Here is a 21,712-nt window from a genome sequence, read left to right on the forward strand (position 1 = left end):
GCTCAGATGCATCTGTCGCGATGTATCTGAGCTGATGTAGATTCCGGGGCTGTGAACGGTGTGGAGCTCTTCCTGCTCGGACGGGCGCTGATGAAGATCGGCGAGGACGCGTTGCCGGAGCCGCCGGATGGAGCGGGGAAGTACGCCGGCAGCGCACGGATGGTGCTGATCGTCGCGAGCGATATCGCCGGGCACCCCGAGAGCGCGGTGGGGGAGATCGCTGCGCGGACCGGTCTGCCGCAGAGCCAGGTGTCGACCGCGATCGCGCGGCTGAAGGAGGCCGGCTCGGTCATCACGACCATCGACCCCGCCGACCGACGGCGCGCCCTGGTCAGCCAATCGCCCGACGCCTCGGACCGGTTGGCCCAGGTCCGCGCCACCACGATCGAACCCGCACTCGCCAAGGCTCTCGGCACCGACGACCCGGCCCGCGTCGCTAAGGTCTCGCACGTCCTCGAGCAGCTCGCTCGCGACCTGCTACCGAACCGGTCAGGCGGCTAGGAACTCGCTGGCCGCACGCAGGCGGGTCCGCAGCACCGCCTGCGTCCGCCGGCTGTCGAGCTGGATCTCCGACGGTTCACCCGGGATCGAGGGGAGCGCCTCCGGGTTGAGCCCGTCGCGGATCGCGATGAGCCGGCCGAGCTCGAGACGGCTCAAAGCCTCGGGGCCGGCGACATGCGTGATGCCGTTGACGTCGGACCTCAGCAGTTCCAGCAACGCCGACGCCAGGTCCGTGACGTGGATGGGGCAGCGGATGTTGCCGGTGTAGAACGCTCCGGGTTCGCCGGCGGCCAGCCGACGTACACGCTGCTCCTCTACCGAGCGGCCGTCCGACCCGACGATGAGCGACGTACGCGCGATCACCGCATCCGAGGCGATCGCGTGGATCGCCGTCTCCGCAGCAGCCTTCGCGGCGCCGTACGGCGTGATCGGGCACGGCGCCTCGTGCTCGTGGTACGCCGTCTTGCGCGGGCCGAACACCACATCGGTCGAGACGAACACGAGCCTGGCGCTACCCGCGGCCAACGCGACGTTGACCGCGCCGAGCGCAGTCGTCGCCCAGTCGTCCTGCCGGTAGGCGGTGTGGATGATGCCGTCCGGGCGCACGCTGCGGATCACGTCCCGCACCTGGTCGCGCCGGCGTACGTCGAGCTGCACTCCGCCCGGCAGAGCCTGCGAGTGGTACGCCGGTACGACGTCAATCGCTTGTTTTCCGGCGCAGAGCAGGAGTTCACGCCCCAGGAGACCTGTGGCCCCAGTGACGAGCAACCTCACCCCACAACTCTATGACGTTCCAGCCGCCACCCCGCAGTCCGCGTGGCGCGTTTGACCTCGCCGACCGTTCGGACCTTCCGCGGCGTCATCCACGACTGCGACGGCTTGTGCAACATCCACCCGTCGCCGATGGTCAGCGCCGCGTGCTGGACCTGCGATGCGGCGTCGCGCCAGACGAACACAGTGCCCGGTACGTCGTCCCGCCCGCCGCGCTCCGTGTGGTCCGCGAGCCACTCCTCGAACGGCTCCCGCAGCATCCACACGCTCTCCGCGCCCTCGACTCCGCAGGCCGCCATGACAGTCCCGAAGCAGTTCGGCCCACTCCCGTCCGCAAACGTCCCCGCCAACTCCCGAGCTCGCGGCAATTGTTTCGGCCAACTGCGAACCTCTGCATGCCTGCTCGGCCCAAGGTCCTCACTGACGATCTCCGGCAGGACTCTGCCGGGCTCGGTCAACAGTGACTTCCACCAGACGAATCGGTGTCCGTCCGCCTGCTGCCGGATGCCTGCCCCGAGAACACCCGCCCACTTCCGAACCGTCGGTACCGCCCCACGCCCGTAGTTCACCTGCGCACGCACCAGCGCGGCCCGGGTCGCCATCGGCAGCTCGCAGTACGCCGCCTCGCTCAGCCAGACGGTCCGCGCAGCGCGCCGGTCGATGTTGTAGATCCGGTAGGTGTCACGATCCTCTGGCGTCGGCTCGCGGTCGTCAGGCTCGAGTTTCCAGTCGGTCGCCTGCTTCTTCGTGACGAAGAACGGCTGCTCGTCCGGCGCGAGCCAGTTCACCCATCGCTCCAGCAGGTCGGGCGAGACGTCGATCCCCAGGACGGTCAGCACCCGGCAACGCTCTCACTCCCGGACGGAGTCGGTCACCGGCTTTTCCGGTCCGCGATACCGCTGGGTCTGCGAGTAGACCAGGTTGGTCGTCGTACTCCCGAAGTCGGTCAGCTCGTTGACGAGCTCCTCGAGATGCGGCATCGACGCCGCCGCGACCTTCAGCGTGTAGCAGTCGTCGCCGGTGGTCCGCAGGCACTCGAGGATCTCGCGCCGTTCGGCCAGCAGCCGGTGCAGCGGCTCGTGCTTGTTGCCCGGGTACTTCAGCCGTACGACGGCCAGCACCGGGTAGCCGACCTTGGTCAGATCGACCTCGGCGCGATAACCGGTGATGACACCGATCGACTCGAGGCGGCGTACGCGCTCGGTGGTCGCCGACGCGCTGAGGCTGACCCGCCGGCCGAGCTCGGTCAGCGAGATCCGGGCGTCCTCCTGCAGCTCGCTGAGGATCGCCCAGTCGGTCGAATCGAGAGTCTCGGTCACCTGGCCAATCTACCGGCGATTCCCCGGCGCGAGGCGTCGTACGCCAGGAAGAATCTCTTCAGAACGCGATGGCTGCCTGGATAGCCTGAGGGCGTGGAACTTGGCGTGAACGTGCCGAACTTCGGCCCTGGTACGAATCCGGCACGGCTGCGCGACTGGGCGCGCGTGGTCGAAGGACTTGGGTACGACCTGCTGATGGTGTCCGACCACGTCGTCATCACGCCGGATGTGGCCGAGCAGTACCCGGCGCCCTTCTACGAACCGTTCACCACGCTGAGCTGGCTGGCCGGCATCACCGAGCGGGTCCGGCTGGGGACGACGGTGCTGATCGCGCCGTACCGGCATCCGTTGCTCGTGGCAAGGATGGCGGCGAACCTCGACCAGCTCAGCGGCGGCCGGCTCGTGCTCGGCGTCGGCGCCGGTTGGGCGCGGCAGGAGTTTGAAGCGCTGGGGGCCGAGCATGGCCGGCGCGGACGCGACACCGACGAACTGCTGGCCGAACTCCGGCGCGCATGGGCCGACACAGCCGACTACGGCGTCGGCAACATCCCGCTCTGGGTCGGCGGCAGCAGTCCGGCAGCCCTCCGCCGTACCATACGGTTTGGTACGGCGTGGCATCCGCTGCGTCAGCGCCTCGACCAGATGCGCTCGGGTCTGGACCAGTTGCGGACCATCGCCGGATCGCTCGATCGGCCGGTTCCCGGGTTCGCGCCGCGCATCCTGCTGCGGCTGACGGACAAGCCACTGCCTGACGACGAGCGCGTCGCCGGCGAAGGCACGGTAGAGCAGGTGATCGAGGACCTCGACGTACTGCGGGAGCTTGGCGCGCAGAGCGTCGTACTCGATCCCTATCAGGGCGACCCCGCCGAGACGGAACGGCCCGAGACGGCCTGGCAGATGCTCGCGACAACTAGAGACTCTTGGAGACGACGTGACACCTGAAGCCGAAGAATTCCTGCGCCGCGCAATCGCACTGGCCGCGGCCGCGCGTGAAGCAGGCGACCCGCCGTTCGGCTCGCTGCTGGTCGGGCCGAACGGGACCGTGCTGGCCGAGGACCACAACACCACGATCAGCGAAGGCAACATCAGCTTCCACCCGGAGCTCAAGCTCGCCGTCTGGGCCGCACAGCATTTGTCACCCGAGGACGCGGCCGGCACGACCATGTACACCAGCTGCCAGCCGTGCGGAATGTGCACCGGTGCGCTCGCCCGTTCCGGGCTCGGCCGCGTGGTCTACGCGTTGTCAGGCGAGCAGCTCGACGGATTGAAGTCCACCGGCAGCTTTCCCGCCGTACCGCAGGAAGGACCTGCGCTGTACGACGAGGCGCGCGTGCCGGTGGACGGGTACTACGTCTGAGCTGTTACTTCACCGGGGTGAGGCAGAGCGTGTACTTGGTCGAGCGGTGCTGGTAGACGTACGACGCCTCGGCGCCTTCGAACTGGTCGCACTGGCTGTCGTCGGTCGAGTCGTCGATCTTGCCGACGATCTTGTACTCGGCGTCGGACGACGTGCAGTCGACGACCTTCACGTCCGGGTTCGACGAGGTGCCGTTGTTCACCACGCAGGCTCCGACGGTGGCCTTCGCCTCGGTCGAGTTCAGGTTGCCGACGACGATCAGGGCGATCACCGCGATCGGCAGCAGCAGCATCAGCATCGCCGGACGCTGGAACAGCGGCTTGCCCGGGTCCATCGGCCGGCCCGGGCCCGGCTGCGGCTCCGGCAGGCGCTTGAACTTCTGCATCGGGCCGATGTTCAGCAGCATCGTGATCGGGTTGATGATCGACGAGCCGATGCCCCACCAGCCCTGCCACAGGCTCTTCGACGTCATGTCGCGGACCGACGCGATCCCGCAGGTCCGGCAGAACGGGCCCTGCAACTTGAGGAACCGCATCAGGATGATCATCCCCTGGTGACCGCGCACGGTCGCCTCGACCGCCGGGTAGCCACCACAGAACCGGCAGGTCATCTGGCCCTGCGGCGCGAACGACTGCTGGGCGCCCTGCTGCGGGAACGACTGGCCGAACTGCGGCTGGGCCGGGTACTGACCCTGCGGGAACTGAGCCTGCTGCTGGGGGGCCTGCTGATACGGCTGGCCGTGGAACTGCTGCTGGCCCGGCTGCTGACCGGGGTACTGGCCCGGCTGCTGCTGCTCAGGCTGGGTGTACTGCGGGAACTGCTGCGGCGGCGGACCGTAGCCGGCCGGCTGACCGGAGTACGGGTTCTGTGGCGGCTGGGGAGGGGATGTGGTCACGAATGGTTCCTGAGGCTTGGTCGGGACACGCTGAACCATGGCACCTTACTCACCTCAATGGTCCATTCGGCCGTGGATATGCGACAGTTCGCCGCATGCTGACCATCGGCCCTCTGACATCTACCGACCGTGACGCCTGGCAACGACTCTTCGTCGGCTACAACGAGTTCTACGGCCGCACGATGCCGGACGAGTTCTTCGACCAGGCGTGGACGAGATTCCAGCAGGACGTCGAAGTACACGCCCTAGGTGCACGGCTGGAAGGTCAGCTGGTCGGCATCACGCACTTCCTGACGCATGCGAGCACAACCGCGCCGGACTCCTGCTACCTGCAGGACCTGTTCACCGCTCCGGAGGCACGCGGCCAGGGTGCGGCGCGAGCGCTGATCGCGGCGGTCACCGACTGGGCACGCGAGCAAGGCTGCGGCCGGGTCTACTGGGCGACGCATGAGAGCAACACGACCGCACGCCGGCTCTACGATCAGGTCGCCGAGAACCGCGGCTTCATCCTCTACACGATCCCGCTGTAGCGGTCCGTGAGCTCGCGGCCGAGACGAGCCAGTTCGGCCTGGACCTCAGGCGGGTCGAGCACCTCGATCGACCCGCCCCAGCCGGCCAGTTCCTGGGCGATCATCAGGGGAGTGGGCGCCGAGATCTTCAGCCGGACCCGGTCGCCGTCCGCCCCGTCGACCTCGCAGTTGCGGCCGAGTCGGTCCTGCATCACCCAGACGTGCCGTTGGTCCATCAGGACCGTTGCCGTCAGCCCCGATCGCCGTTCCTCCATCCGCTCGACGATCTCGCCCCAGGCTGTGGACAGGTCGAACCCTTCCGGCCGCTCGAACGTCTCCTCCGTCGCCTGGGCCGCCACCACACGATCGATCCGGAACGTACGTTGGCCCCGGTCGGTCCAGGCGATCAGATACCAGATGTCGTCCTTGTCCACGAGTCCGAGCGGATCGACCATCCGCTCCGAGGGCTGATGCCCGCGGCCCGAGTAGACCAGTCGCACCCGGTTCCGGCGTACGACGGCATCTTGCAGGCTGCGTACCAGCTCCGGACGCTCCTTCGCGTGGGCGCCCCAGCGCGCCGGATCGATCACGACTGCCTCGGCCGCGGCCTGCGCGTGCTCGCGGAACGTGCCCGGCAGCGCTCGGACGAGTTTGCGGAGCGCCGCCTTCGCCTCGGGTGCGATCGACGCCGCGGGGCCGACAAGGAGGAACAACGCCTGCGCTTCTGCTGCCGTGAGTCCGCTCAGGTCGGTGCGAGCGCCACCGACCAGTTGCCAGCCGCCGTTACGGCCGGGCTGTGGATAAACCGGGATGCCCGCTGTGGACAACGCCTCGAGATCGCGTCGCGCGGTCGCGACCGAGATCTCCAGCTCCTGTGCGACGTCGGCCGCAGTCACGCGGCCGCGGGCCTGCATCAGCAACAACACCGCTACCAATCGATCTGCCCGCACGCTCCGATCGTCGCAGACAAACTGCTCGTCTCGTGAGCACTACTGTCTTTCTGTCGGAGGTGCACGCTAGCCTCGGTTCCGGACGGACACCTTCCGGAATGGTGAGCGATGGCGTACGACGTGAGCCCGACAGCCCGGACCTTGATGGTCCTCGAGCTGATCCAGAACAGCCCCGGCATCACTGCCGATCAGTTGGGGGACAAGCTCGGCGTCTCCGAACGCGCCGCCCGCCGGTACGTCGCGATCCTGCGTGAGGCCGACATCCCGATCGAGTCCGTCCGCGGCCCGTACGGCGGGTACCGCGTCGGCCGCGGGCTGCGGCTGCCCCCGCTGATGTTCAGCACGACCGAGGCGCTCGGCCTGGTGATGGCGGTGCTGGAAGGACCGCGCGGCGCGGCGGACCCGGTCGAGAACGCGCTCGGCAAGATCATCCGCGTGCTGCCCGAGCAGATCGCCCGCTCGACCGACGCGATCCGCCGGGTCAGCGCCCGCGGCCCCGACCCGGGCGCCCGCACGCCGGAGCCCGAGATCACGGCCGCGCTGGTGTCGTACAGCACCGAGTGCCGGCAGGTCCGCATCCACTACCGCCGCCACCACGACAGCGAGTGGCCGATGGAGGTCGACCCCTGGGCAGTCGTCGTACGCCGGGGCCGCTGGTATCTCCTGTGCTGGTCCCACGCCAAGGACTCCCAACGCGTCCTCCGCGTCGACAAGGTCACCAAGGTCGAGCCCCTCACCCAGGACTTCACGCCACCACCCGATCTGGACCCACTCGCGGCCGTCGAGGAGCACCTGGCCCTCGGCTGGAAATACCCCATCGAGGTCATGATCGACGCCCCTCGCGCCGACGCGGCCTGCTGGATCCCACGCTCCATGGGCCGGCTCGAAGCCATCGACGAAACCCACACCCGCCTCCTCGCCAGCACCGACGAGCCCGACTGGTACGCCGCCCAACTAACCGCCATCCGAGCCCCCTACCAAATCCTCGGCAGCCCCGAAATCCAATCCGCCTCCCAAGAGTTGGGCCGCCGCCTCATCACCGCAAGCACCCTGGACTGATGCGACTGAACACCGTGACGTGGGGCTCCGGCGATCGCGTCGCCCTCCTCGTCCACGGCATGCTCGGCAGCGCCGCGCAGTACCACCAAGTCGGTCCCGCACTCGCAGAGCGTGGTTATCGGGCGATCGCGGTTGACCTGCCTGGTCACGGCGACTCTCCAGCGGCGCCGGACGCGACGATGGACCTCTTCGTGGACGCCGTACTCGAGTCTGTCGACCCCAAGCCGTCGCTCGCCATCGGCCACTCGCTCGGCGCAGTCGTTCTGTCTCATGCACTACCTCGGCTGCGTCCGGCTCGAGTTGTTTACGTCGACGTACCGTTCGACAGCCCGTCGGGAGATCCGCCGGCCGCCGACGTACGGGAACGATTCACCGCAGCTCGGGCCGCCCGTACCGAGCACCAGCTGCGCGCCACACGCCCAGGCTGGTCCGCCGAGGACTGCCGATGGGAGGCCGAGGCGGCAGCGAAGTTCGATGTGGACACGGCGGTGGCGCTCGAGCGGTCCTACCCCGGGCAGGTGATACGCCGGCCGACCATCCCGTCGCTGGTGATCAGGGCCGAGCCAAGTCGGTACTTGTCGACGGAGCGCGCTCGGGAACTGGAGGAGCTGGGATTCTCGGTCCGCTCTGTCCGTGGTGCGGGGCATTGTGTCTGGTACGGGTTCCTCGATGACTTCATGGCAACGCTGGACACGTGGGAGGCGTGATGGATGGGGTCGAGTTTGCGGGGGAGATTTGGTATTGGCGGGGGCCGGCGCCTTGGTACTTCATTACGGTGCCGGAGGAGGAGTGTGCGTACTTCGAGGCTGAGTCGAGCTTTGTCAGTTACGGCTGGGGGATGATCCCGGTCGTCGCGGAGATCGGTGGGACGGCGTGGGACACGTCGATGTTTCCGAAGGACGGGCGGTACCTGCTGCCGGTGAAGGCGTCGGTGCGGCGGGCCGAGGATCTCGACGACGGGGACGTGCCGACCGTGCGGTTGCGGCTGCGGGCCTGAAAACTGTCGGCGGTCGGGTCTAGCGTTTTGCGGTACATGAACGATGGGGAGGTAGCGGAAATGTCAACGCTGGCTGATCGGCCGAACACGGCCTTGTTGGTGGTCGACGTACAGAACGGTGTCGTGGCCGAGGCGCACGAGCGCGATCAGGTCGTGGCCAACATCAGCACACTGGTCGGCAAGGCCCGCGCCGGCGGCGTCCCGGTCGTGTGGGTCCAGCACTCGAGCGACAACCTCGTGAAGGACAGCGACGAGTGGCAGATCGTTCCTGAGCTGTCGCGCGACGGCTCCGAGGCCCTCGTCCACAAGACCTTCCCCGACTCCTTCGAAGCGACCGACCTCGAGGACGTCCTTGCCCGCGCCGGTATCGGCCACCTGATCGTGAGCGGCGCCCAGACCGACGAGTGCATCCGCTCCACCATCCACGGCGCCTTCGTCCGCGGGTACGACGTCACGCTGGTCGGCGACGCTCACACGACCGAGAACCTCTCGGAGTACGGCGCTCCGACGCCCGACAAGGTCATCGCCCACACCAACCTGTACTGGCAATACCACCGGGCACCAGGCCGCACCGCCGCCGTACGGAGCGCCGACGAGGTGACCTTCTAGGCGACGGCGGGGGCGACGCTTGCCGCCTCCGGCTCGCCGATTCAGCCCGAGACGGCGTCGAGTACGGCGAGGTCGTCGGGGGAGAGGGTGATGTCGGCCGCCATCAGGTTCTCCTCCAAGTGCTGCCGGCTCGACGTGCCCGGAATCGCGAGGACGTGCGCGCCCCGGCTCAGCGTCCACGCCAACCGGATCTGCGCGGGCGTCGCACCATGACGATCCGCGACCTCCTGCACGGCCGCGGACTCGGGCACCCCGCCGGCCTCGCGCGACTCCGCGGTCAGCGTGAAGAACGGCACGAACGCGATCCCCAGCTCACCGCACACACCCAGGATCTCGTCATTCACCCGACCAAATCCGACGCTGTACCGATTCTGCACCGCCACCACCGGAGCAATCTCCCGCGCCTCGTGAAGATGCTCGACCCGCACATTCGACACACCCAGGTGCCGAATCATGCCCTTCGCCTGCAGCTCGGCCAGTACGCCGAAATGCTCCGCGATCGACTTCATCCCGTGCAGCCGCAGATTGACCAGATCCAGCACCTCCACCCCGAGCGCCCGCAGATCACGCTCCAGCAGCGCCGGTAAGTCGTCCGGCCGCGCCAGCCCGTCCCTTGTCGGCCCCACCTTCGTCGCGACCACAAACTCGTCCGGGTACGGCGCGAGCGCGCGGCGGATCACGTCGTTCGCCCAGTCGAGGCTCTCGAACGACGTCTGTCCCGCTCCGCCGTGACTCGGATAGAACGCCGCGGTGTCGACGTGGTTCACGCCGAGCTCGACAGCGTGCCGCAGCAGCGCGACCGCTCGCTCCTGCAGGTCCGCCCCATCCGGGCCGGACCCGGCAAGACGCTTGGTGCCGAACCCGATCCGCCGTACCGCAATGTCCCCGAGCTGCCAGAATTCGCCGGACTTGCTTTCCGCAATTCCTGATGATAGGTTTAATGGCAGAGACGTATTTACCTGTGAATTCTGCATTCGGCCAGGATAAATCCTCGAAGGACATTCGTCCATCTTTTCCCAGACTTTTCTGCGTTATTCTGCGCGCGTGGGACTCACCGACCGACAACAAGTTCTCCTCGACACCTGGCTGCCCTCGGCCCAGCTCGTCAAGGACCACAGCTGGGGTCTGATCGGCACACTCGTACTTGAGCTCATCCACAACGGTGAGCGCTACATCGCGAAGGCCGGCGACGCGGCCGACCATCACCTTGCGCGCGAGATACGGGCCCACCGCAACTGGCTGACCCCATGGACCTCGCGGGGGAGGGCGCCCGAGTTCGTCCGCGTCGACGACGACGCCAAGCTGCTCCTGACACGGTTCCTGCCCGGGGAATTGGTCGAGGGCACGCCTGCCGAATGGGCGCCTGCGACGTACGACGAGGCCGGTGAACTGCTGGCGCAGTTCCACCAGCAATCCGCCGTACGGGACGACGCCTACGAATCCCGTGAGAACCAGCGGACGCTGGCCGACCTCGGCAAGGCGCACCGAATCGCACCCGACCTGACCGAGCGCCTGCAAGCAGAGATCGCCGGCTGGCCGACGCCGCCGGCGATTCTCGTGCCGACCCATGGCGATTGGCAGCCGCGCAACTGGCTGACCGACCGCGGCATCATCCGCGTCATCGACTTCGGCCGAGCCGACCTCCGCCCGGCGTACACCGACCTCGCCCGGCTCGCGGCCCAGCAGTTCCGCTCGAACCCGGAGTTGGAGGCAGCCTTCCTGAGCGGCTACGGCTCAGACCCACGCGAGCCGGCCGCCTGGCACCGGGCTCAACTCCGCGAGGCCGTCAACACCTGCATCTGGGCCTACCAGGTCGGCGACGAACCCTTCGAGCAACAGGGCCACCGCATGATCGCAGAAGCCATCAGCTAGGCGACGGCGGCGACCCACTTGTCGATCGTCAGTACGTCGGCTTGCCGCGGAAACACCTTCTCGGTGAGCACGCGGTGGACCTCGGGATCGGAGTCGCGACAGCCGTCCTCGAGGACCGTCAGCCGGAAGTCGAGGTTCGGCCGCCTGGCGCAACGTCGGTCGGAGGCATGCGGTTCGCGGCTCACCAGTCCGCGTTCCTCGAGGGCGGCCGGGGTGACGGCCACATCAATTAGTTCGCCGTACCTACCCGGTCCTCGAAACTCCGTTGTCGGCGCTTCGCGACGCTGGCATCGTCGCCTCATGTCCTCAGCACTCGATGCGCTGATCGTCGACCGGTATCCGCGGTCGAACACCTATGACCAGCAGTGGATCGTCGACAACCTCATGGGTCCGCATCCGCTCTGGAGCGCGGAGGGTCTGATGGAGGCGATGACGCTGGATCCGGGCATGCGGGTCCTCGACCTCGGCTGCGGTACGGCGCTGACGTCGATCTTCTTCGCCCGCGAGTACGACGTGGAGGTGTGGGCGACCGACCTCTGGGTCGACCCGACCGAGAACTGGCAACGAATCCAGGACGCCGGTGCCGCCGACCGCGTCCACCCGATCCAGTCCGACGCGCACAAACTCCCGTTCGCCCACGACTTCTTCGACGCGATCGTCAGCATCGGCGCCTTCAACTACTTCGGCACCGGGGCCGACTACTTGGCCTACGTCACCCAGTTCCTCCGCCCCGGCGGCACGATCGGCGTCATCGCCCCCGGCATCCGTACGGCGCCAGTCCTCACCCTCCCGCCGTACCTCGAAACCCGTTGGGGACCCGACCTCTGCACCTGGCTCCCACCTGACTGGTGGCACCAACTCTGGCAACGCACAAACCTCGTCACCGTCAAGACCGCCGACCTTCTCCCCAACGGCTGGTCCGAGTGGCTCCTCTGGCTGAAAACCTGCGCCGAACTGGGCCGCGGCTACAAACCCGACGAACAAATGCTGGACGCCGACCAAGGCGACCTACTGGGCCTGACGCGGTTGGTTGCCAGCCTCAACTAGCTTTGTTAGACGGCTTTGAAGATCTGCAGGATAAATATCGTCCAGATCTTCCGCGTCAACCCAGCGCAATTCGAAATGATTGGTCGGACAATGCTCGACTGCCTCATCGCCGGAAAGTCGCGGTACGCCGCTCACGTCGGTCGCAAGGAAGTAGTACGCGGGCCGACCGTTGTGCGTGCCCGTCCACAGCAACCGGGCCGCGGTCGCGGTGAGAGTTGTCTCCTCGTTCAGTTCGCGGATGGCGGCCGCCGCGGCCGACTCACCGGGTTCCACGTGACCGCCGGGGAGTACGGCGTACTGATGGCCGCCGCACTGCGGTCCGGGGGCGTCGCCGTACTCGCACATCACGCACTCCGCGGAGCTGCCGAGCCGTAGGTAGCGCTTCACGACCAGGACCTTGCCGGCCTCGACCACGACCGCGGCACCTCGTGGGATCTTCATGGGGCAGCAGTGTGGTCGCCACCACCGACATATTCGCATCACTGAGAGGATTTGTTGTATGCCAAGCACGATGATTGAAGTGCGGCGGGAGTATTCCACGGCGGAGGAAGTCGCGCTGATTGACGCTGTGCATGATGCGGTGGTCATTGGGTTTCAGATTCCGGCGCAGGACAAGGATGTGCGACTGGTGGTCCACGCGCCGCACCGGTTTGCGTGCTCGCCGCGGTTGGCTCAGCCGGAGTACTTCACGCTGATCACCGTCGACTGCTTCGCGGGGCGCTCGATCGACGCCAAGCGCACGCTCTATACCCAGATGATCGCCAACCTGAAGCCCTTCAACATCCCCGCAGACCACGTCACGATCCTCATCCGAGACCACCCCACCCACAACTGGGGCCTCCGCGGCGGCCACCCAGCCTCCGACCTGGACCTCGGCTTCAACATCAACGTCTGACCCGGATGACATTGCGTGCGACCCGCCACCTGACGTCGGTCTTCCTGGTTCATCAGGGGAGCGTGCTTCTGCTGTACCGCCGTGGATCCCGCGCGATCGCCGACTCCTGGGTCGGCATCGGCGGTCACGTGGAAGCAGGCGAATTCGACGACCCGGCAGCGGCCGCGCTCCGGGAGCTCCACGAGGAGGTCGGGGTTGCCAATGATCACCTGGACAACTTCAGCCTTCGGTACGTCGCGATGAGAGACACCGGCACCGAGGTACGGACGACGTACTACTTCACCGCCGACTTGCTCGCCGAATCGCCCGTCCCGACAGAATGCGCGGAGGGCGATCTCCGGTGGTTCGAGCTGACGATGGACCCGGCGTCCCTGGAGATGCCACCGACAGCCGCAGTCGCCTTCGCCCACTGGTTGGCCCAGGGTCGTCACGATCAACAGCTCCGGTTGATCATGATCGACGCCGCCGGAAATGTGACGGGTCCATTCTGATGATTACTCTGCATTTCCACCCCAATTGGCCGCAGGGGGATCGGATGGTGATTGAGTCGATGGTGAGTGACGGGTTTTATCGGTCGCAGTTTGTTACCGGGGTTTCTAATGGAGGACTGACGGCGTTCAAAGGTGGTGACCGGTGGCGGTGGGAGAGTCGGTTGTTTGCGGGGGAGTACGACGAGCAGGATCCGGTGGTGCGGCCCGTCTATGGGGTGTGGAATCGGCGGGAGGATCCGTACGGCGGTGGGATCCGGTTCGGGTCGTCGTACTTTCGGTTGAAGCCTGAGGTGGTAGAGCGCGCGACGTTCTGCTTTCCGGATTCTGCGCGGGATCCGGAGCACTTCGGCGACAAGAGTCTCCTGGACCATTTGTGCCGGCTGGCAGACGAATCCGGCTACGACGACCTTGACGAGTACGTCGAAGCGCACGTCCACGGCGGCGTACGCTTCGACACCGATGTGGACGCACTGGTCCTCGACCCATCGTTCATCGGCACACGGGTCGAGGAGGCCGCACAAAAGCTCGGATGCGCGGTCGAGTATCACCCCGGATTTCGCGGCACAGCAGACGATTTCGACCCGGCGTACCGCGGTCAGCACATCGTCGACCTGGCGCGGACGCTCGGCCCGGAGCTGACGCCTGAGCTACTCGGTCGCGCCAAGGACCCTGAGCGGCAATCGATCAAGCAGGTCTGGCACTGCCTAGCTCGCTTCGGAAGGGCCGGCGGCTAGCTGATCGCGGCGGCGGGTGAGGTACGCCGTCTCGGCGGTGTTGCCGGCCAACTCGATCGCCTTGTCGTACGCCGCCCGCGCCTGCTGGCTCTGGCCCATCCGCCGCAGCAGATCCGCCCGCGTCGCGTGGTACGCGTGGTACCCGTCCAGCTTCTCCGAGAGCCGATCCACCGTCGCCAACGCAACCTCCGGCCCATCCAGTTCCGCGACCGCGATCGCCCGATTGAGCTCGACGATCGGCGACGGATCCACGCGGACCAACTGCCCGTACAGCGCGACCACCTGCGACCAGTCGGTGTCGCGCACATCCCGTGCCGACGTGTGTACGGCGTTGATCGCCGCGAGGATCTGGTACCGCCCTGGAGCGACGCCGGCCGCCAGCCGTTCGCGCACCAGCCGATGCCCCTCGGCCACCATCGCGGCGTCCCAGGAGCCACGGTCCTGCTGGTCCAGCGGCACCAGTTCGCCGCTCGCGGAGACCCGCGCCGTACGACGAGCCTCAGTCAGCAGCATCAACGCCAGCAACCCGGCCACCTCACCGTCGTTCGGCATCAGAGCACGAATGAGCCGCGTCAGCCGGATCGCCTCGGACGTCAGCTCGTGCCGCACCGGATCTGTATCCGGACCAGTCGCCAGATAACCCTCGTTGAAGACGATGAACAACACAGTGAGTACGCCGGACACGCGCTGGGGGAGGTCCTCCGCATCAGGCACCCGATAGGGGATCCGCGCCGCCTTGATCTTGGCCTTCGCGCGTGTGATCCGCTGGCCCATCGCCGTCTCCTGCACGAGAAAAGCACGTGCGATCTCGGGCACGGTCAGACCGCCGACCATGCGCAGCGTCAGCGCGACCCGGGTCTCCATCGAGAGCGCCGGGTGGCAGCAGGTGAAGATCAGCCGGAGCCGTTCGTCGTCGATCACGCCGAGAGGCTCGGGCGGTTCGTCGTACGCCATCTGAGCCTCCTTGTGTTTGTCGTCGCGCTTGTTCTCGCGACGGAGCCGATCGATGGCCTTGCGGTTGGCGGTCGTGGTCAGCCACGCGCCGGGGTTCGGGGGTACGCCGACCTCCGGCCACCGTTCGACGGCGGTCGCGAACGCTTCGGCGGCGGCCTCCTCGGCGATGTCGAGGTCGCCGAAACGCTTGGTCAGGGACGCGACCACCCGCGCCCACTCCTCGTGGTGGACGCGCGTGATGGTCTCCTGGACATCGCTCACAGGAACGGCCGCACCTCGAGCCTGCGGTTGCACGCCTTCGACGCCTCGGTCACGAGCTCACGGGCCGCATCGAGGTCGGCAGCCTCCATGATCCAGAGGCCGGCGACGTACTCCTTCGACTCCAGATAAGGCCCGTCGGTGAAGATCGCGTCGCCGCCGCGGTTGTCGACGACCGTGGCCGCGCTCGGCGCCGCCAGACCGCCGGCGAAGACCCAGTTGCCGTCGGCGATGATCCGTTCGTTGAACGCCGTGATGGCGGTCATCTCTTCCGGAGTGGCCGAATTGGTCTTGTCGTCGAGCACGGAAACCAGAAACTGCATCACACATCATCTCCCGTGGTGAATTCTTCGGAAACGGTATCCGGTCCGCGATTCATTCGTCCGCGAACGGGCGTACTTCGAGCTTGCGATCGCAGGCCTGTGAAGCCTGCGCGGCGAGCTTGAGCGCGACGTCGAGGTCCGGCGCCTCGACGATCCAGACGCCGCCGAGGTACTCCTTCGACTCCAGGTAGGGCCCGTCGGTGAAGATCGCCTCACCGGCGCGGTTGTCGACGACGGCGGCTGTCGCGGGGGAGTCGAGGCCGCCCACGAACACCAGGCACCCGTCGGTCCTGAGCCGCTCGTTGAACGCGTCGACGTCGCCCGAACCGTCCGCCGCGTTCGCAGTACTCTCGTCGTCGATCACAGAAATCAGGTACTGCATCCCGCATCAGCTCCTCAGCCGTAGCGCTCCTCGGTGGCCCGCTCACCCCTTCCACGAACGCCTGCACACCGATCCGACAATCTTCGTCGAAGAAAGTTTCCACGCCGGGGGAGAGCCGCATCCTTGGTACGTTGCCCGCCATGACCGACCCCATCAGGACCGAGCGGCTCGTACTGCGTGAACCCGAGGCCCGCGACCGTACGGCGGTCATCGAACTCTTCACGTCGCCGGACGTCGGCACGTATATCGGCGGCCCGAGAGACCGCGACGAACTGGAACGCGCCGTCCCTGAGTCTCCGGAGAAGCGCCCCGGCCTGTTCGTCGTCGACCTCGGCGGGTAGATGATCGGCATGGTCACGCTGGACCCGCGCGACCCGAACCGACGTGGGGCGGCGTCGACGGAGCTCGGCTACATGTTCCTGCCCACCTCCTGGGGCCACGGGTACGCCGCTGAGGCCTGCGCCGCCGCGCCGAATTGGTTCGCAACCGCGCGTCCCGGCGAGTCCGTAGCGCTGACTACCCAAACCGCCAACACCCGGTCGCTGCGTCTCGCCGAGAAACTCGGCTTCACCGAGGTATCCCGTTTCCACGAATACGGCGCCGAACAATGGCTGGGGGTGTGGTCGGCCCCGCACTACAGCGGTGATGACTTCTACTGCGATATCGCGATCCCGGATCCGAGCCGGCTCGACGTCGTACACGAGGACGAATTGGTACTGGCGTTTCATCACACGCGACCGTTCTGGGAGACGCATATCGTCATCGTGCCGAAGCGGCATATCGCGTCGTTGACCACAGTGGATTCGTCCGACGAGCAGGTGATGCGCCGGTTGTTCGAGGTCGTGCAATCGATTGCGGGGGAGACCGAAAGAACGACCGGGGCTGCCGCGGTGCTGACGAATCTCGGTGAGTACCAGGACTCGAAGCACCTGCATATTCACGTACACAGTGGGGCTCGCCGGTAAACCCTGTGCGTGGTCGCGGGTCTGTGGTGTTGGATCGGTGCGTGTCGATCACGCTGGAGACCGCGACCGTTGGTTCGCTGGACGAGGTTGTCGAGGCGGTCGCGTCGTGGCAGCAGGATGGCGGGTCGGTTCAGCTTCACCCGGGGGACCTGGGGTGGAACTCGAGTTTCGGTGCGGACGCGCTGGCGAGGTCCTTGCGGGTGTGGCGCCGTGATGGGCTGATCCTGGCCGCCGGGATGGTCGAGGACGGCCTGATCCGGATGGCCGTCGCGCCGACTGTCGACCGGGACGAATCGTTCGCCGCCCAGTTGCTGGCCGATCTGTCGGATCCGGAGCGCGGGGTGCTGCCCGCCGGCAGCGCGAGCGTCGAGGCCCGGTACGGCGCTGCGTTCCGTGAGTTGCTGCACCAGAACGATTGGGTCGCGGACGAGTCGTGGACGCCGCTGCGCCGTGATCTCACCGAGAAGGTAGAGGAGTGGGGCCTCCGGATCGAGATCGTCGACCAGAGCAACGCCCCGGAGCGGATCGCCGTACACCGTGCCTCGTTCCCCAACTCGACCCTCACCCTCGAGCGCTGGCAGGCAGTCGCCGCGTCCGCGCCGTACCGAAGGGCACGCTGCCTACTCGGGTACGACGCTCACGACATCCCAGTTGCCGCCGCAACAGTCTGGTCAGCCGGCCCCGGACGCCCCGGCCTGCTCGAACCCTTAGGCGTCCACCAAGATCACCGCGGCCACGGCTACGGCAAAGCCATCTCACTCGCCGCAGCCGCCGCACTACAAGACCTAGGTGCGTCCAGCGCCACCGTCTGCACACCAACCACCAACACCGCCGGCGTAGCGGCGTACGCCTCAGCCGGCTTCAAAGAACTCCCACCCACAACAGACTTCCGCCGCAAAGCCTGAGGGAGTGGTGGAGGGCAGTGAAGCGTGGCCCGATCCCCACTAGTTGACATAATGTTCATTATCGGCGCTTAAATCACGGGAGTTGCATTGGATGCAGGCACTCCCGTCTCGGAGTGTTGAGACCGTTTGCGGCTGGGCGATCAAGACCAGGCTGGTCCGACCAGATCTGGAGATCCAGCGCCATCGCCGTGGAACGAGCCCGCGGATGAGCGCGGCCGACCAGGAGCAGGCGGTGAACCGTGTCGTCCACACCGACGAACTCACCGCACAGGACCGTGCTGCAGCGATTCTCGTCCACGTCTTCGGGCAGCAGATCGAGGGTGTCGTCGGACTCACCTGGAACGACGTCGACGTCACCGAAGACCTGGTCGCCGTCCGCATCGGTGCAGTCGAGATCGTACTGCCGGACCCGCTCGACGAACCATGGCGCGAACTGGCCGCGACCCCCGGCAACGACTTGACCGCCGCGCACCCCAACAGCAACTGGGTATTCCGGGGCTACTCTCCCGGCCGCCACATCGACCCCGGACACCTCCGGACGCGACTCCGCGGCGTATTTGGCACACGTGCCGCGCGACTTGGAACACTCCACGAGCTGACCAGGCTCGCACCGGTCGCCATCATCGCCGAGGCGCTCGGCTACTCCCCAGCGACCATCGAGCGGCACGCCGTCGACTCTGCCGCTGCCTACGCCCGCTACGTCGTCGCAGTCCGTGACACCTGATCGCGGACGCACTCATGCCGAATTCAGGAAGTTGCTCAGCGGAATTGAGCTGGCCTATCCCGCCGAACCTGAGGTCTTCGGCGGAACGAAGACGCAGAACTCGTTTCCTTCTGGGTCAGCGAAAACGAACCAACAGAAGCCGTGTTCAGTGAGTTCGTTGGAGAGTCGCCGCGCGCCCAGCTGCTCCAATTTCTCTACCTCGGCCGGCAAGTCTTCCACCCCGAGGTCGAGGTGCATTCGATTCTTGCCCTGCTTGACTTCCGGAACTCGCTGCAACAGCAGCGTGGGTGCTGAGCTGGGCGTGGTCAGGCTGAGATACGGCGGTGCGTCGAACGCCCGTCGATACCCGAGTGGTCTCAGGACGTCCAGCCAGAACCCTGCTTGAGCTTCGGTGTCGATGCAGTCGAGTGTCACGACGATTTCCATCCCGAAACCGTACGCAACAGGGTCAGCCCCCGGCGACAGACTTTCTGTTGCGTCCACGCACTCGTGCGCGACTCGGCGGCCTGCTGGCACAGCCCCTGTCTCCGTCGCGAGGATGAAACGATAGCCCGATGCCTGAGTACACACGGTTTGTGGCCGCACATCTCGACGGAATACTTCGACTCTGTACCAAGGAAGACTGGCCGTCGTTCCCCGCCGACCCGGCGCGTGCCATAAGAGTGCTGACGGCCCCCGGCGTGACCACGGTCGTCGCGCTGGATCACGGGGCCGTCATTGGGTTCGCTGAGCTCTTCAGCGATGGAGAACTACAGGCGTACCTGGCCAACATGGTGGTCGACGAAACTCGCCGCAGCCAGGGCATCGGCCGTGCCATACGGGTCGTGGATCCGTCCGCGGCCTCCTGGTCCCACGAGCCGATCTCACTGCCACTTACCACATAGCCCAGCCGCTCATACAACGCGCGCGCCCGCGAACTGTTGTCGTCCACGCCCAGCTCCACCCAGCGCAGCCCGCGGGCACGGACCCGCTGCTCTAACGCCCCCGATAAGAACCGTGCCGATCCCACATGAGCGCAGCTCCGCCTGGACCGACAGTTGCCAGACAGTCGCCGCGCCGGCGGCTTCGTGTAATCGGCCCCGCCGACCGCAACTGGCAGACCGGAGGGTGGGCAGACCGCTAGGTAGTCGACCTCGCCGCGGCGGCGGCGCTGGATCGCCTCGGCCACGTACGCAAGATCCATCGCTGTTCCGTACCAACCACAGGCGGGCAGGTCCTCTTCGGTCAGATCGAGAACGGTGAGCGGTATTACGACCTCTGCCATGTCCGGCACTCTGCAGGTCGGTGGCGGCTAGTGCCAACGATTTGGTCCAAGATCGTCCGTGCTGAGAGCCGACTGCGAGGCGGACCTCGTCGAGTAACTCCCGCTACTCCAACATCCGGCGGTACCAGTTGTTCAAGCCGGCGTGCCTCCGCCGACGCCCGCGCGTACGGCTTCGAGGAGACGCCCAGCGGCCTCGATGTCGGTCACGGCACGTTCCGCCAGCGCCTCGAACCCACCCGGTACCTGCGGCAACCTCGCGGCGGAAGCGACGATCCCCTTCTCATTGACTGTCCATCGATGCGCACGGCCATGCAGCGCTTGAGCCATCACACCGACCGCGCGGAACAGGCAGCCTGCAACGTAAACCGTGTCTCGCGGCGCCTTCCGAGCGCCGACGATCGAGAACTCTGCCTCCCACAACGCTTCGACCAGCGCGTCCCCCAGCGCGCCGGGGTACTGCCGGGTGTCTTCCTGCAGCTGGGTGAGTTCACCAGTCGGATCGACCAGCGCCTGGCACAGCGCGACTTCGCCGGCATAGGTGTGGCTGTAGAAGCCGAGCGGATGGCCAACCTGACGTTCGACCGTAAAGCGACCAGCACGGCACTCGTCCCAGACGCCGTTCACGCGATCCAGGTCTCGGTAGATCCAATCGACGGCGCGCCCGTCGATCGTGAGCCAGGCGCCACCGTCCACCCATGGTCCCCAGTCGCCCACGCCGAACACCTCGTATTTCGAGGCAACCTCTGCCGCCAGCTCTCGCAACCGATCGATGTCCAGGCGACCTCGGTAGTAGATCCCGAGATCCGTGTCGCTGTCGGGACGGTGCTCGCCACGGGCTCGGCTGCCGCCCAGGACGACAGCTACAACGCCGGGTATGACAGCGAGCCGTTCGACCAATTCGTCCATCACGAAACGAAACCTTCCACATCCCGGAGTATGGGGCGACCCGTTTTAGAAGGCTGTGATCGAGGCGGACGAGTGCTCAACGCGGCTGAGCGCGCCTACGCTGAAGGAGCCGGGACAGGCAAGGCATCAACCACCGTCGCACCGGATCCAGCAGGTCCCGGCCGAAGCGCGAGCTGCAACGACAAGGAGACGACGGTGACATCTGATCGGCATGGTTCTGCAGTCATCACATTCCCGAACGAGCTTGAGGTTGTCATCACCCGACAGTTCGACGCTCCGATCGCGCTCGTCTTCGACGTGTTGACCAAGCCCGAGCATGTGAGCAAGTGGGGTGCGACTCCCCCGGACCGGATGACGGAGTGCACCATCGACCTGCGGGTCGGAGGGAACTACCGCTCTTCCTTCGTGACCGGAGACGGAGACGTGTTCTCGTTCAGCGGGACCTATCTTGAGGTCGAGCCGCCGACCCGGACCGTGCAGACGTGGCTGTTCAACTGCTGGCCCGACGTGGAGGCGGTCGAGACGGTGGTACTGCAAGAGAGCAATGGGGTGACCACCTTGACGCGGAGCCTTGCGTTCCGTGACAAGGCGGGACGCGACCACATGACCAGATTCGACGGCCAGCAAGACAGCCTCGACGAGATGGAAGACATCCTCAGGTCAGTTCTCGACTCCAGCCGCGCCTAGGCCTGCAAACCGGACTGAACGAGAGCCGGCAGGACTGTCCAACGGGAGTTGGTGGTTCACCGAGTTGACGGTCGATGGGGTGCTTGCCCCCGTAGGCTGGCGCGTGTGGAGGAGCTTCGTGGGCAGCTGAAAGTCTGGGTGCAGAAGTGGCTTTGGTACCAGCGGAGTTCGCTGCCTTGGAACCGGGGGCGGATCAACTGGGAGCTGATGCGGCGCGGGGCCTTCGCGCGGTGGCCATTGCACGGGAACGTGCTGGAGGCTTTGCAGGACGGGCGGCTCGAGGTCGGGGCCAACACGATGTTCGAGCCCAACGTCTGGATCACCACATAGGCGACGAC

The 21,712-nt window shown here is 66.6% G+C and carries 33 protein-coding genes; 20 read left to right on the top strand and 13 right to left on the bottom strand.

Annotation, left to right across the window (positions count from 1 at the left end):
• The first annotated feature begins 51 nt into the window (after positions 1-51).
• Complete coding sequence (locus EV653_RS09415; RefSeq protein WP_134100266.1) at positions 52-501, top strand: MarR family transcriptional regulator; 450 nt, start codon at positions 52-54, stop codon at positions 499-501.
• Here EV653_RS09415 and EV653_RS09420 read toward each other — a convergent pair.
• Genes EV653_RS09420 through EV653_RS09430 form a run of 3 tightly spaced genes read right to left on the bottom strand, consistent with a single transcriptional unit; the run spans position 490 to position 2,591 of the window.
• Entirely contained in the window at positions 490-1,275 is a 786-nt protein-coding gene (locus EV653_RS09420; RefSeq protein ID WP_134100269.1) for an SDR family oxidoreductase, read from the bottom strand. The two genes, EV653_RS09415 and EV653_RS09420, sit on opposite strands and share 12 nt — an antisense overlap.
• On the bottom strand, positions 1,272-2,111 hold the full coding sequence (locus EV653_RS09425; RefSeq protein WP_238159649.1) for a hypothetical protein: 840 nt from the start codon (positions 2,109-2,111) through the stop codon (positions 1,272-1,274). Before EV653_RS09425 ends, EV653_RS09420 begins: the two co-directional genes overlap by 4 nt.
• 12 nt (positions 2,112-2,123) lie before the next feature.
• Positions 2,124-2,591: an Lrp/AsnC family transcriptional regulator gene (locus EV653_RS09430; protein WP_134100272.1), complete on the bottom strand. Its 468-nt coding sequence runs from the start codon at positions 2,589-2,591 to the stop codon at positions 2,124-2,126.
• A 93-nt stretch (positions 2,592-2,684) separates the two neighbouring features.
• Between EV653_RS09430 and EV653_RS09435 the strand changes: the two genes are divergently transcribed.
• Together EV653_RS09435 and EV653_RS09440 are read left to right on the top strand one after the other, a co-directional pair.
• On the top strand, positions 2,685-3,533 hold the full coding sequence (locus EV653_RS09435; RefSeq protein ID WP_134100275.1) for an LLM class flavin-dependent oxidoreductase: 849 nt from the start codon (positions 2,685-2,687) through the stop codon (positions 3,531-3,533).
• Positions 3,523-3,948, top strand: a complete 426-nt coding sequence (locus EV653_RS09440; protein ID WP_134100278.1) for a nucleoside deaminase — start codon at positions 3,523-3,525, stop codon at positions 3,946-3,948. The genes EV653_RS09435 and EV653_RS09440 overlap by 11 nt, the downstream gene beginning before the upstream one ends.
• A gap of 4 nt (positions 3,949-3,952) precedes the next feature.
• Here the strand turns inward: EV653_RS09440 and EV653_RS09445 are convergent, their stop codons facing one another.
• On the bottom strand, positions 3,953-4,843 hold the full coding sequence (locus EV653_RS09445; protein ID WP_134100281.1) for an LppU/SCO3897 family protein: 891 nt from the start codon (positions 4,841-4,843) through the stop codon (positions 3,953-3,955).
• Between the two features lie 95 nt (positions 4,844-4,938).
• On the opposite strand from EV653_RS09445, the gene EV653_RS09450 reads away from it, so the two are divergent.
• Complete coding sequence (locus tag EV653_RS09450; protein ID WP_134100284.1) at positions 4,939-5,373, top strand: GNAT family N-acetyltransferase; 435 nt, start codon at positions 4,939-4,941, stop codon at positions 5,371-5,373.
• Here EV653_RS09450 and EV653_RS09455 read toward each other — a convergent pair.
• Positions 5,355-6,302 carry a helix-turn-helix transcriptional regulator gene (locus tag EV653_RS09455; RefSeq protein ID WP_134100286.1) on the bottom strand — a complete coding sequence of 316 codons (948 nt, stop codon included), beginning with the start codon at positions 6,300-6,302 and terminating at the stop codon, positions 5,355-5,357. The genes EV653_RS09450 and EV653_RS09455 overlap by 19 nt on opposite strands.
• Before the next feature lie 108 nt (positions 6,303-6,410).
• Here EV653_RS09455 and EV653_RS09460 point away from each other — a divergent pair, with 108 nt between their 5' ends.
• Genes EV653_RS09460 through EV653_RS09475 form a run of 4 tightly spaced genes read left to right on the top strand, consistent with a single transcriptional unit; the run spans position 6,411 to position 8,967 of the window.
• Positions 6,411-7,361 carry a helix-turn-helix transcriptional regulator gene (locus EV653_RS09460; RefSeq protein ID WP_134100289.1) on the top strand — a complete coding sequence of 317 codons (951 nt, stop codon included), beginning with the start codon at positions 6,411-6,413 and terminating at the stop codon, positions 7,359-7,361.
• Complete coding sequence (locus tag EV653_RS09465) at positions 7,361-8,068, top strand: alpha/beta fold hydrolase (RefSeq protein WP_134100292.1); 708 nt, start codon at positions 7,361-7,363, stop codon at positions 8,066-8,068. Before EV653_RS09460 ends, EV653_RS09465 begins: the two co-directional genes overlap by 1 nt.
• Positions 8,068-8,358: a DUF1905 domain-containing protein gene (locus EV653_RS09470; protein WP_134100295.1), complete on the top strand. Its 291-nt coding sequence runs from the start codon at positions 8,068-8,070 to the stop codon at positions 8,356-8,358. The genes EV653_RS09465 and EV653_RS09470 overlap by 1 nt, the downstream gene beginning before the upstream one ends.
• Before the next feature lie 60 nt (positions 8,359-8,418).
• Positions 8,419-8,967 carry an isochorismatase family protein gene (locus EV653_RS09475; RefSeq protein ID WP_134100297.1) on the top strand — a complete coding sequence of 183 codons (549 nt, stop codon included), beginning with the start codon at positions 8,419-8,421 and terminating at the stop codon, positions 8,965-8,967.
• A 41-nt stretch (positions 8,968-9,008) separates the two neighbouring features.
• Here EV653_RS09475 and EV653_RS09480 read toward each other — a convergent pair whose 3' ends face one another.
• Complete coding sequence (locus tag EV653_RS09480) at positions 9,009-9,941, bottom strand: aldo/keto reductase (protein ID WP_134100300.1); 933 nt, start codon at positions 9,939-9,941, stop codon at positions 9,009-9,011.
• A 70-nt stretch (positions 9,942-10,011) separates the two neighbouring features.
• Here EV653_RS09480 and EV653_RS09485 point away from each other — a divergent pair, with 70 nt between their 5' ends.
• Positions 10,012-10,839 carry an aminoglycoside phosphotransferase family protein gene (locus tag EV653_RS09485; protein ID WP_134100303.1) on the top strand — a complete coding sequence of 276 codons (828 nt, stop codon included), beginning with the start codon at positions 10,012-10,014 and terminating at the stop codon, positions 10,837-10,839.
• Here EV653_RS09485 and EV653_RS41630 read toward each other — a convergent pair.
• Positions 10,836-11,063, bottom strand: a complete 228-nt coding sequence (locus EV653_RS41630; protein ID WP_202871523.1) for a hypothetical protein — start codon at positions 11,061-11,063, stop codon at positions 10,836-10,838. The genes EV653_RS09485 and EV653_RS41630 overlap by 4 nt on opposite strands.
• A 76-nt stretch (positions 11,064-11,139) precedes the next feature.
• Here EV653_RS41630 and EV653_RS09495 point away from each other — a divergent pair, with 76 nt between their 5' ends.
• Positions 11,140-11,886: an SAM-dependent methyltransferase gene (locus EV653_RS09495; protein ID WP_134100306.1), complete on the top strand. Its 747-nt coding sequence runs from the start codon at positions 11,140-11,142 to the stop codon at positions 11,884-11,886.
• On the opposite strand, the gene EV653_RS09500 is transcribed toward EV653_RS09495, so the two are convergent.
• Positions 11,848-12,327 carry an NUDIX domain-containing protein gene (locus EV653_RS09500; RefSeq protein ID WP_134100308.1) on the bottom strand — a complete coding sequence of 160 codons (480 nt, stop codon included), beginning with the start codon at positions 12,325-12,327 and terminating at the stop codon, positions 11,848-11,850. The genes EV653_RS09495 and EV653_RS09500 overlap by 39 nt on opposite strands.
• Before the next feature lie 58 nt (positions 12,328-12,385).
• Here EV653_RS09500 and EV653_RS09505 point away from each other — a divergent pair, with 58 nt between their 5' ends.
• From EV653_RS09505 to EV653_RS09515, 3 genes are read left to right on the top strand one after another with little or no spacing between them, the layout of a single operon-like run.
• Positions 12,386-12,781 (top strand): tautomerase family protein, encoded by a 396-nt coding sequence (locus tag EV653_RS09505; protein ID WP_134100311.1) that lies wholly within the window; start codon positions 12,386-12,388, stop codon positions 12,779-12,781.
• Positions 12,782-12,786: 5 nt separating this feature from the next.
• Positions 12,787-13,272, top strand: coding sequence for an NUDIX domain-containing protein (locus tag EV653_RS09510; protein ID WP_134100314.1), 486 nt, complete (start codon positions 12,787-12,789; stop codon positions 13,270-13,272).
• Positions 13,272-14,006 (top strand): DUF3626 domain-containing protein, encoded by a 735-nt coding sequence (locus tag EV653_RS09515; RefSeq protein WP_255510679.1) that lies wholly within the window; start codon positions 13,272-13,274, stop codon positions 14,004-14,006. The genes EV653_RS09510 and EV653_RS09515 overlap by 1 nt, the downstream gene beginning before the upstream one ends.
• Here EV653_RS09515 and EV653_RS09520 read toward each other — a convergent pair.
• From EV653_RS09520 to EV653_RS09530, 3 genes are read right to left on the bottom strand one after another with little or no spacing between them, the layout of a single operon-like run.
• Positions 13,977-15,221: an RNA polymerase sigma factor gene (locus EV653_RS09520; protein WP_134100317.1), complete on the bottom strand. Its 1,245-nt coding sequence runs from the start codon at positions 15,219-15,221 to the stop codon at positions 13,977-13,979. The genes EV653_RS09515 and EV653_RS09520 overlap by 30 nt on opposite strands.
• Positions 15,218-15,541 carry a YciI family protein gene (locus EV653_RS09525; protein ID WP_134100319.1) on the bottom strand — a complete coding sequence of 108 codons (324 nt, stop codon included), beginning with the start codon at positions 15,539-15,541 and terminating at the stop codon, positions 15,218-15,220. Before EV653_RS09525 ends, EV653_RS09520 begins: the two co-directional genes overlap by 4 nt.
• A gap of 52 nt (positions 15,542-15,593) precedes the next feature.
• Positions 15,594-15,923 (bottom strand): YciI family protein, encoded by a 330-nt coding sequence (locus tag EV653_RS09530; RefSeq protein ID WP_134100322.1) that lies wholly within the window; start codon positions 15,921-15,923, stop codon positions 15,594-15,596.
• 140 nt (positions 15,924-16,063) lie between these two features.
• On the opposite strand from EV653_RS09530, the gene EV653_RS41635 reads away from it, so the two are divergent.
• The 4 genes from EV653_RS41635 (at position 16,064) to EV653_RS09545 (ending at position 18,517) form a co-directional block, all read left to right on the top strand.
• Entirely contained in the window at positions 16,064-16,264 is a 201-nt protein-coding gene (locus EV653_RS41635; protein ID WP_202871524.1) for a GNAT family N-acetyltransferase, read from the top strand.
• Between the two features lie 9 nt (positions 16,265-16,273).
• Positions 16,274-16,888 (top strand): GNAT family N-acetyltransferase, encoded by a 615-nt coding sequence (locus EV653_RS09535; protein ID WP_202871525.1) that lies wholly within the window; start codon positions 16,274-16,276, stop codon positions 16,886-16,888.
• A 41-nt stretch (positions 16,889-16,929) separates the two neighbouring features.
• Entirely contained in the window at positions 16,930-17,793 is an 864-nt protein-coding gene (locus EV653_RS09540; RefSeq protein ID WP_238159650.1) for a GNAT family N-acetyltransferase, read from the top strand.
• A 205-nt stretch (positions 17,794-17,998) separates the two neighbouring features.
• Positions 17,999-18,517 carry a hypothetical protein gene (locus tag EV653_RS09545; RefSeq protein WP_134100329.1) on the top strand — a complete coding sequence of 173 codons (519 nt, stop codon included), beginning with the start codon at positions 17,999-18,001 and terminating at the stop codon, positions 18,515-18,517.
• Positions 18,518-18,571: 54 nt separating this feature from the next.
• Here the strand turns inward: EV653_RS09545 and EV653_RS09550 are convergent, their stop codons facing one another.
• Complete coding sequence (locus tag EV653_RS09550; protein WP_134100332.1) at positions 18,572-18,943, bottom strand: VOC family protein; 372 nt, start codon at positions 18,941-18,943, stop codon at positions 18,572-18,574.
• A 128-nt stretch (positions 18,944-19,071) separates the two neighbouring features.
• Here EV653_RS09550 and EV653_RS09555 point away from each other — a divergent pair, with 128 nt between their 5' ends.
• Positions 19,072-19,401, top strand: coding sequence for a GNAT family N-acetyltransferase (locus tag EV653_RS09555; protein WP_134100335.1), 330 nt, complete (start codon positions 19,072-19,074; stop codon positions 19,399-19,401).
• 512 nt (positions 19,402-19,913) lie between these two features.
• On the opposite strand, the gene EV653_RS09565 is transcribed toward EV653_RS09555, so the two are convergent.
• The gene (locus tag EV653_RS09565) at positions 19,914-20,687 is read right to left on the bottom strand and encodes a nucleotidyltransferase domain-containing protein (protein ID WP_134100338.1); all 774 of its coding nucleotides are present in this window, start codon (positions 20,685-20,687) and stop codon (positions 19,914-19,916) included.
• Between the two features lie 195 nt (positions 20,688-20,882).
• Between EV653_RS09565 and EV653_RS09570 the strand changes: the two genes are divergently transcribed.
• Both EV653_RS09570 and EV653_RS41640 read left to right on the top strand, forming a co-directional pair.
• On the top strand, positions 20,883-21,374 hold the full coding sequence (locus EV653_RS09570; RefSeq protein ID WP_166679325.1) for an SRPBCC domain-containing protein: 492 nt from the start codon (positions 20,883-20,885) through the stop codon (positions 21,372-21,374).
• Between the two features lie 105 nt (positions 21,375-21,479).
• Positions 21,480-21,704, top strand: a complete 225-nt coding sequence (locus tag EV653_RS41640) for a hypothetical protein (RefSeq protein WP_202871526.1) — start codon at positions 21,480-21,482, stop codon at positions 21,702-21,704.
• Positions 21,705-21,712: the final 8 nt, after the last annotated feature.

Source organism: Kribbella pratensis, from assembly GCF_004365355.1.
Classification (GTDB): domain Bacteria; phylum Actinomycetota; class Actinomycetes; order Propionibacteriales; family Kribbellaceae; genus Kribbella.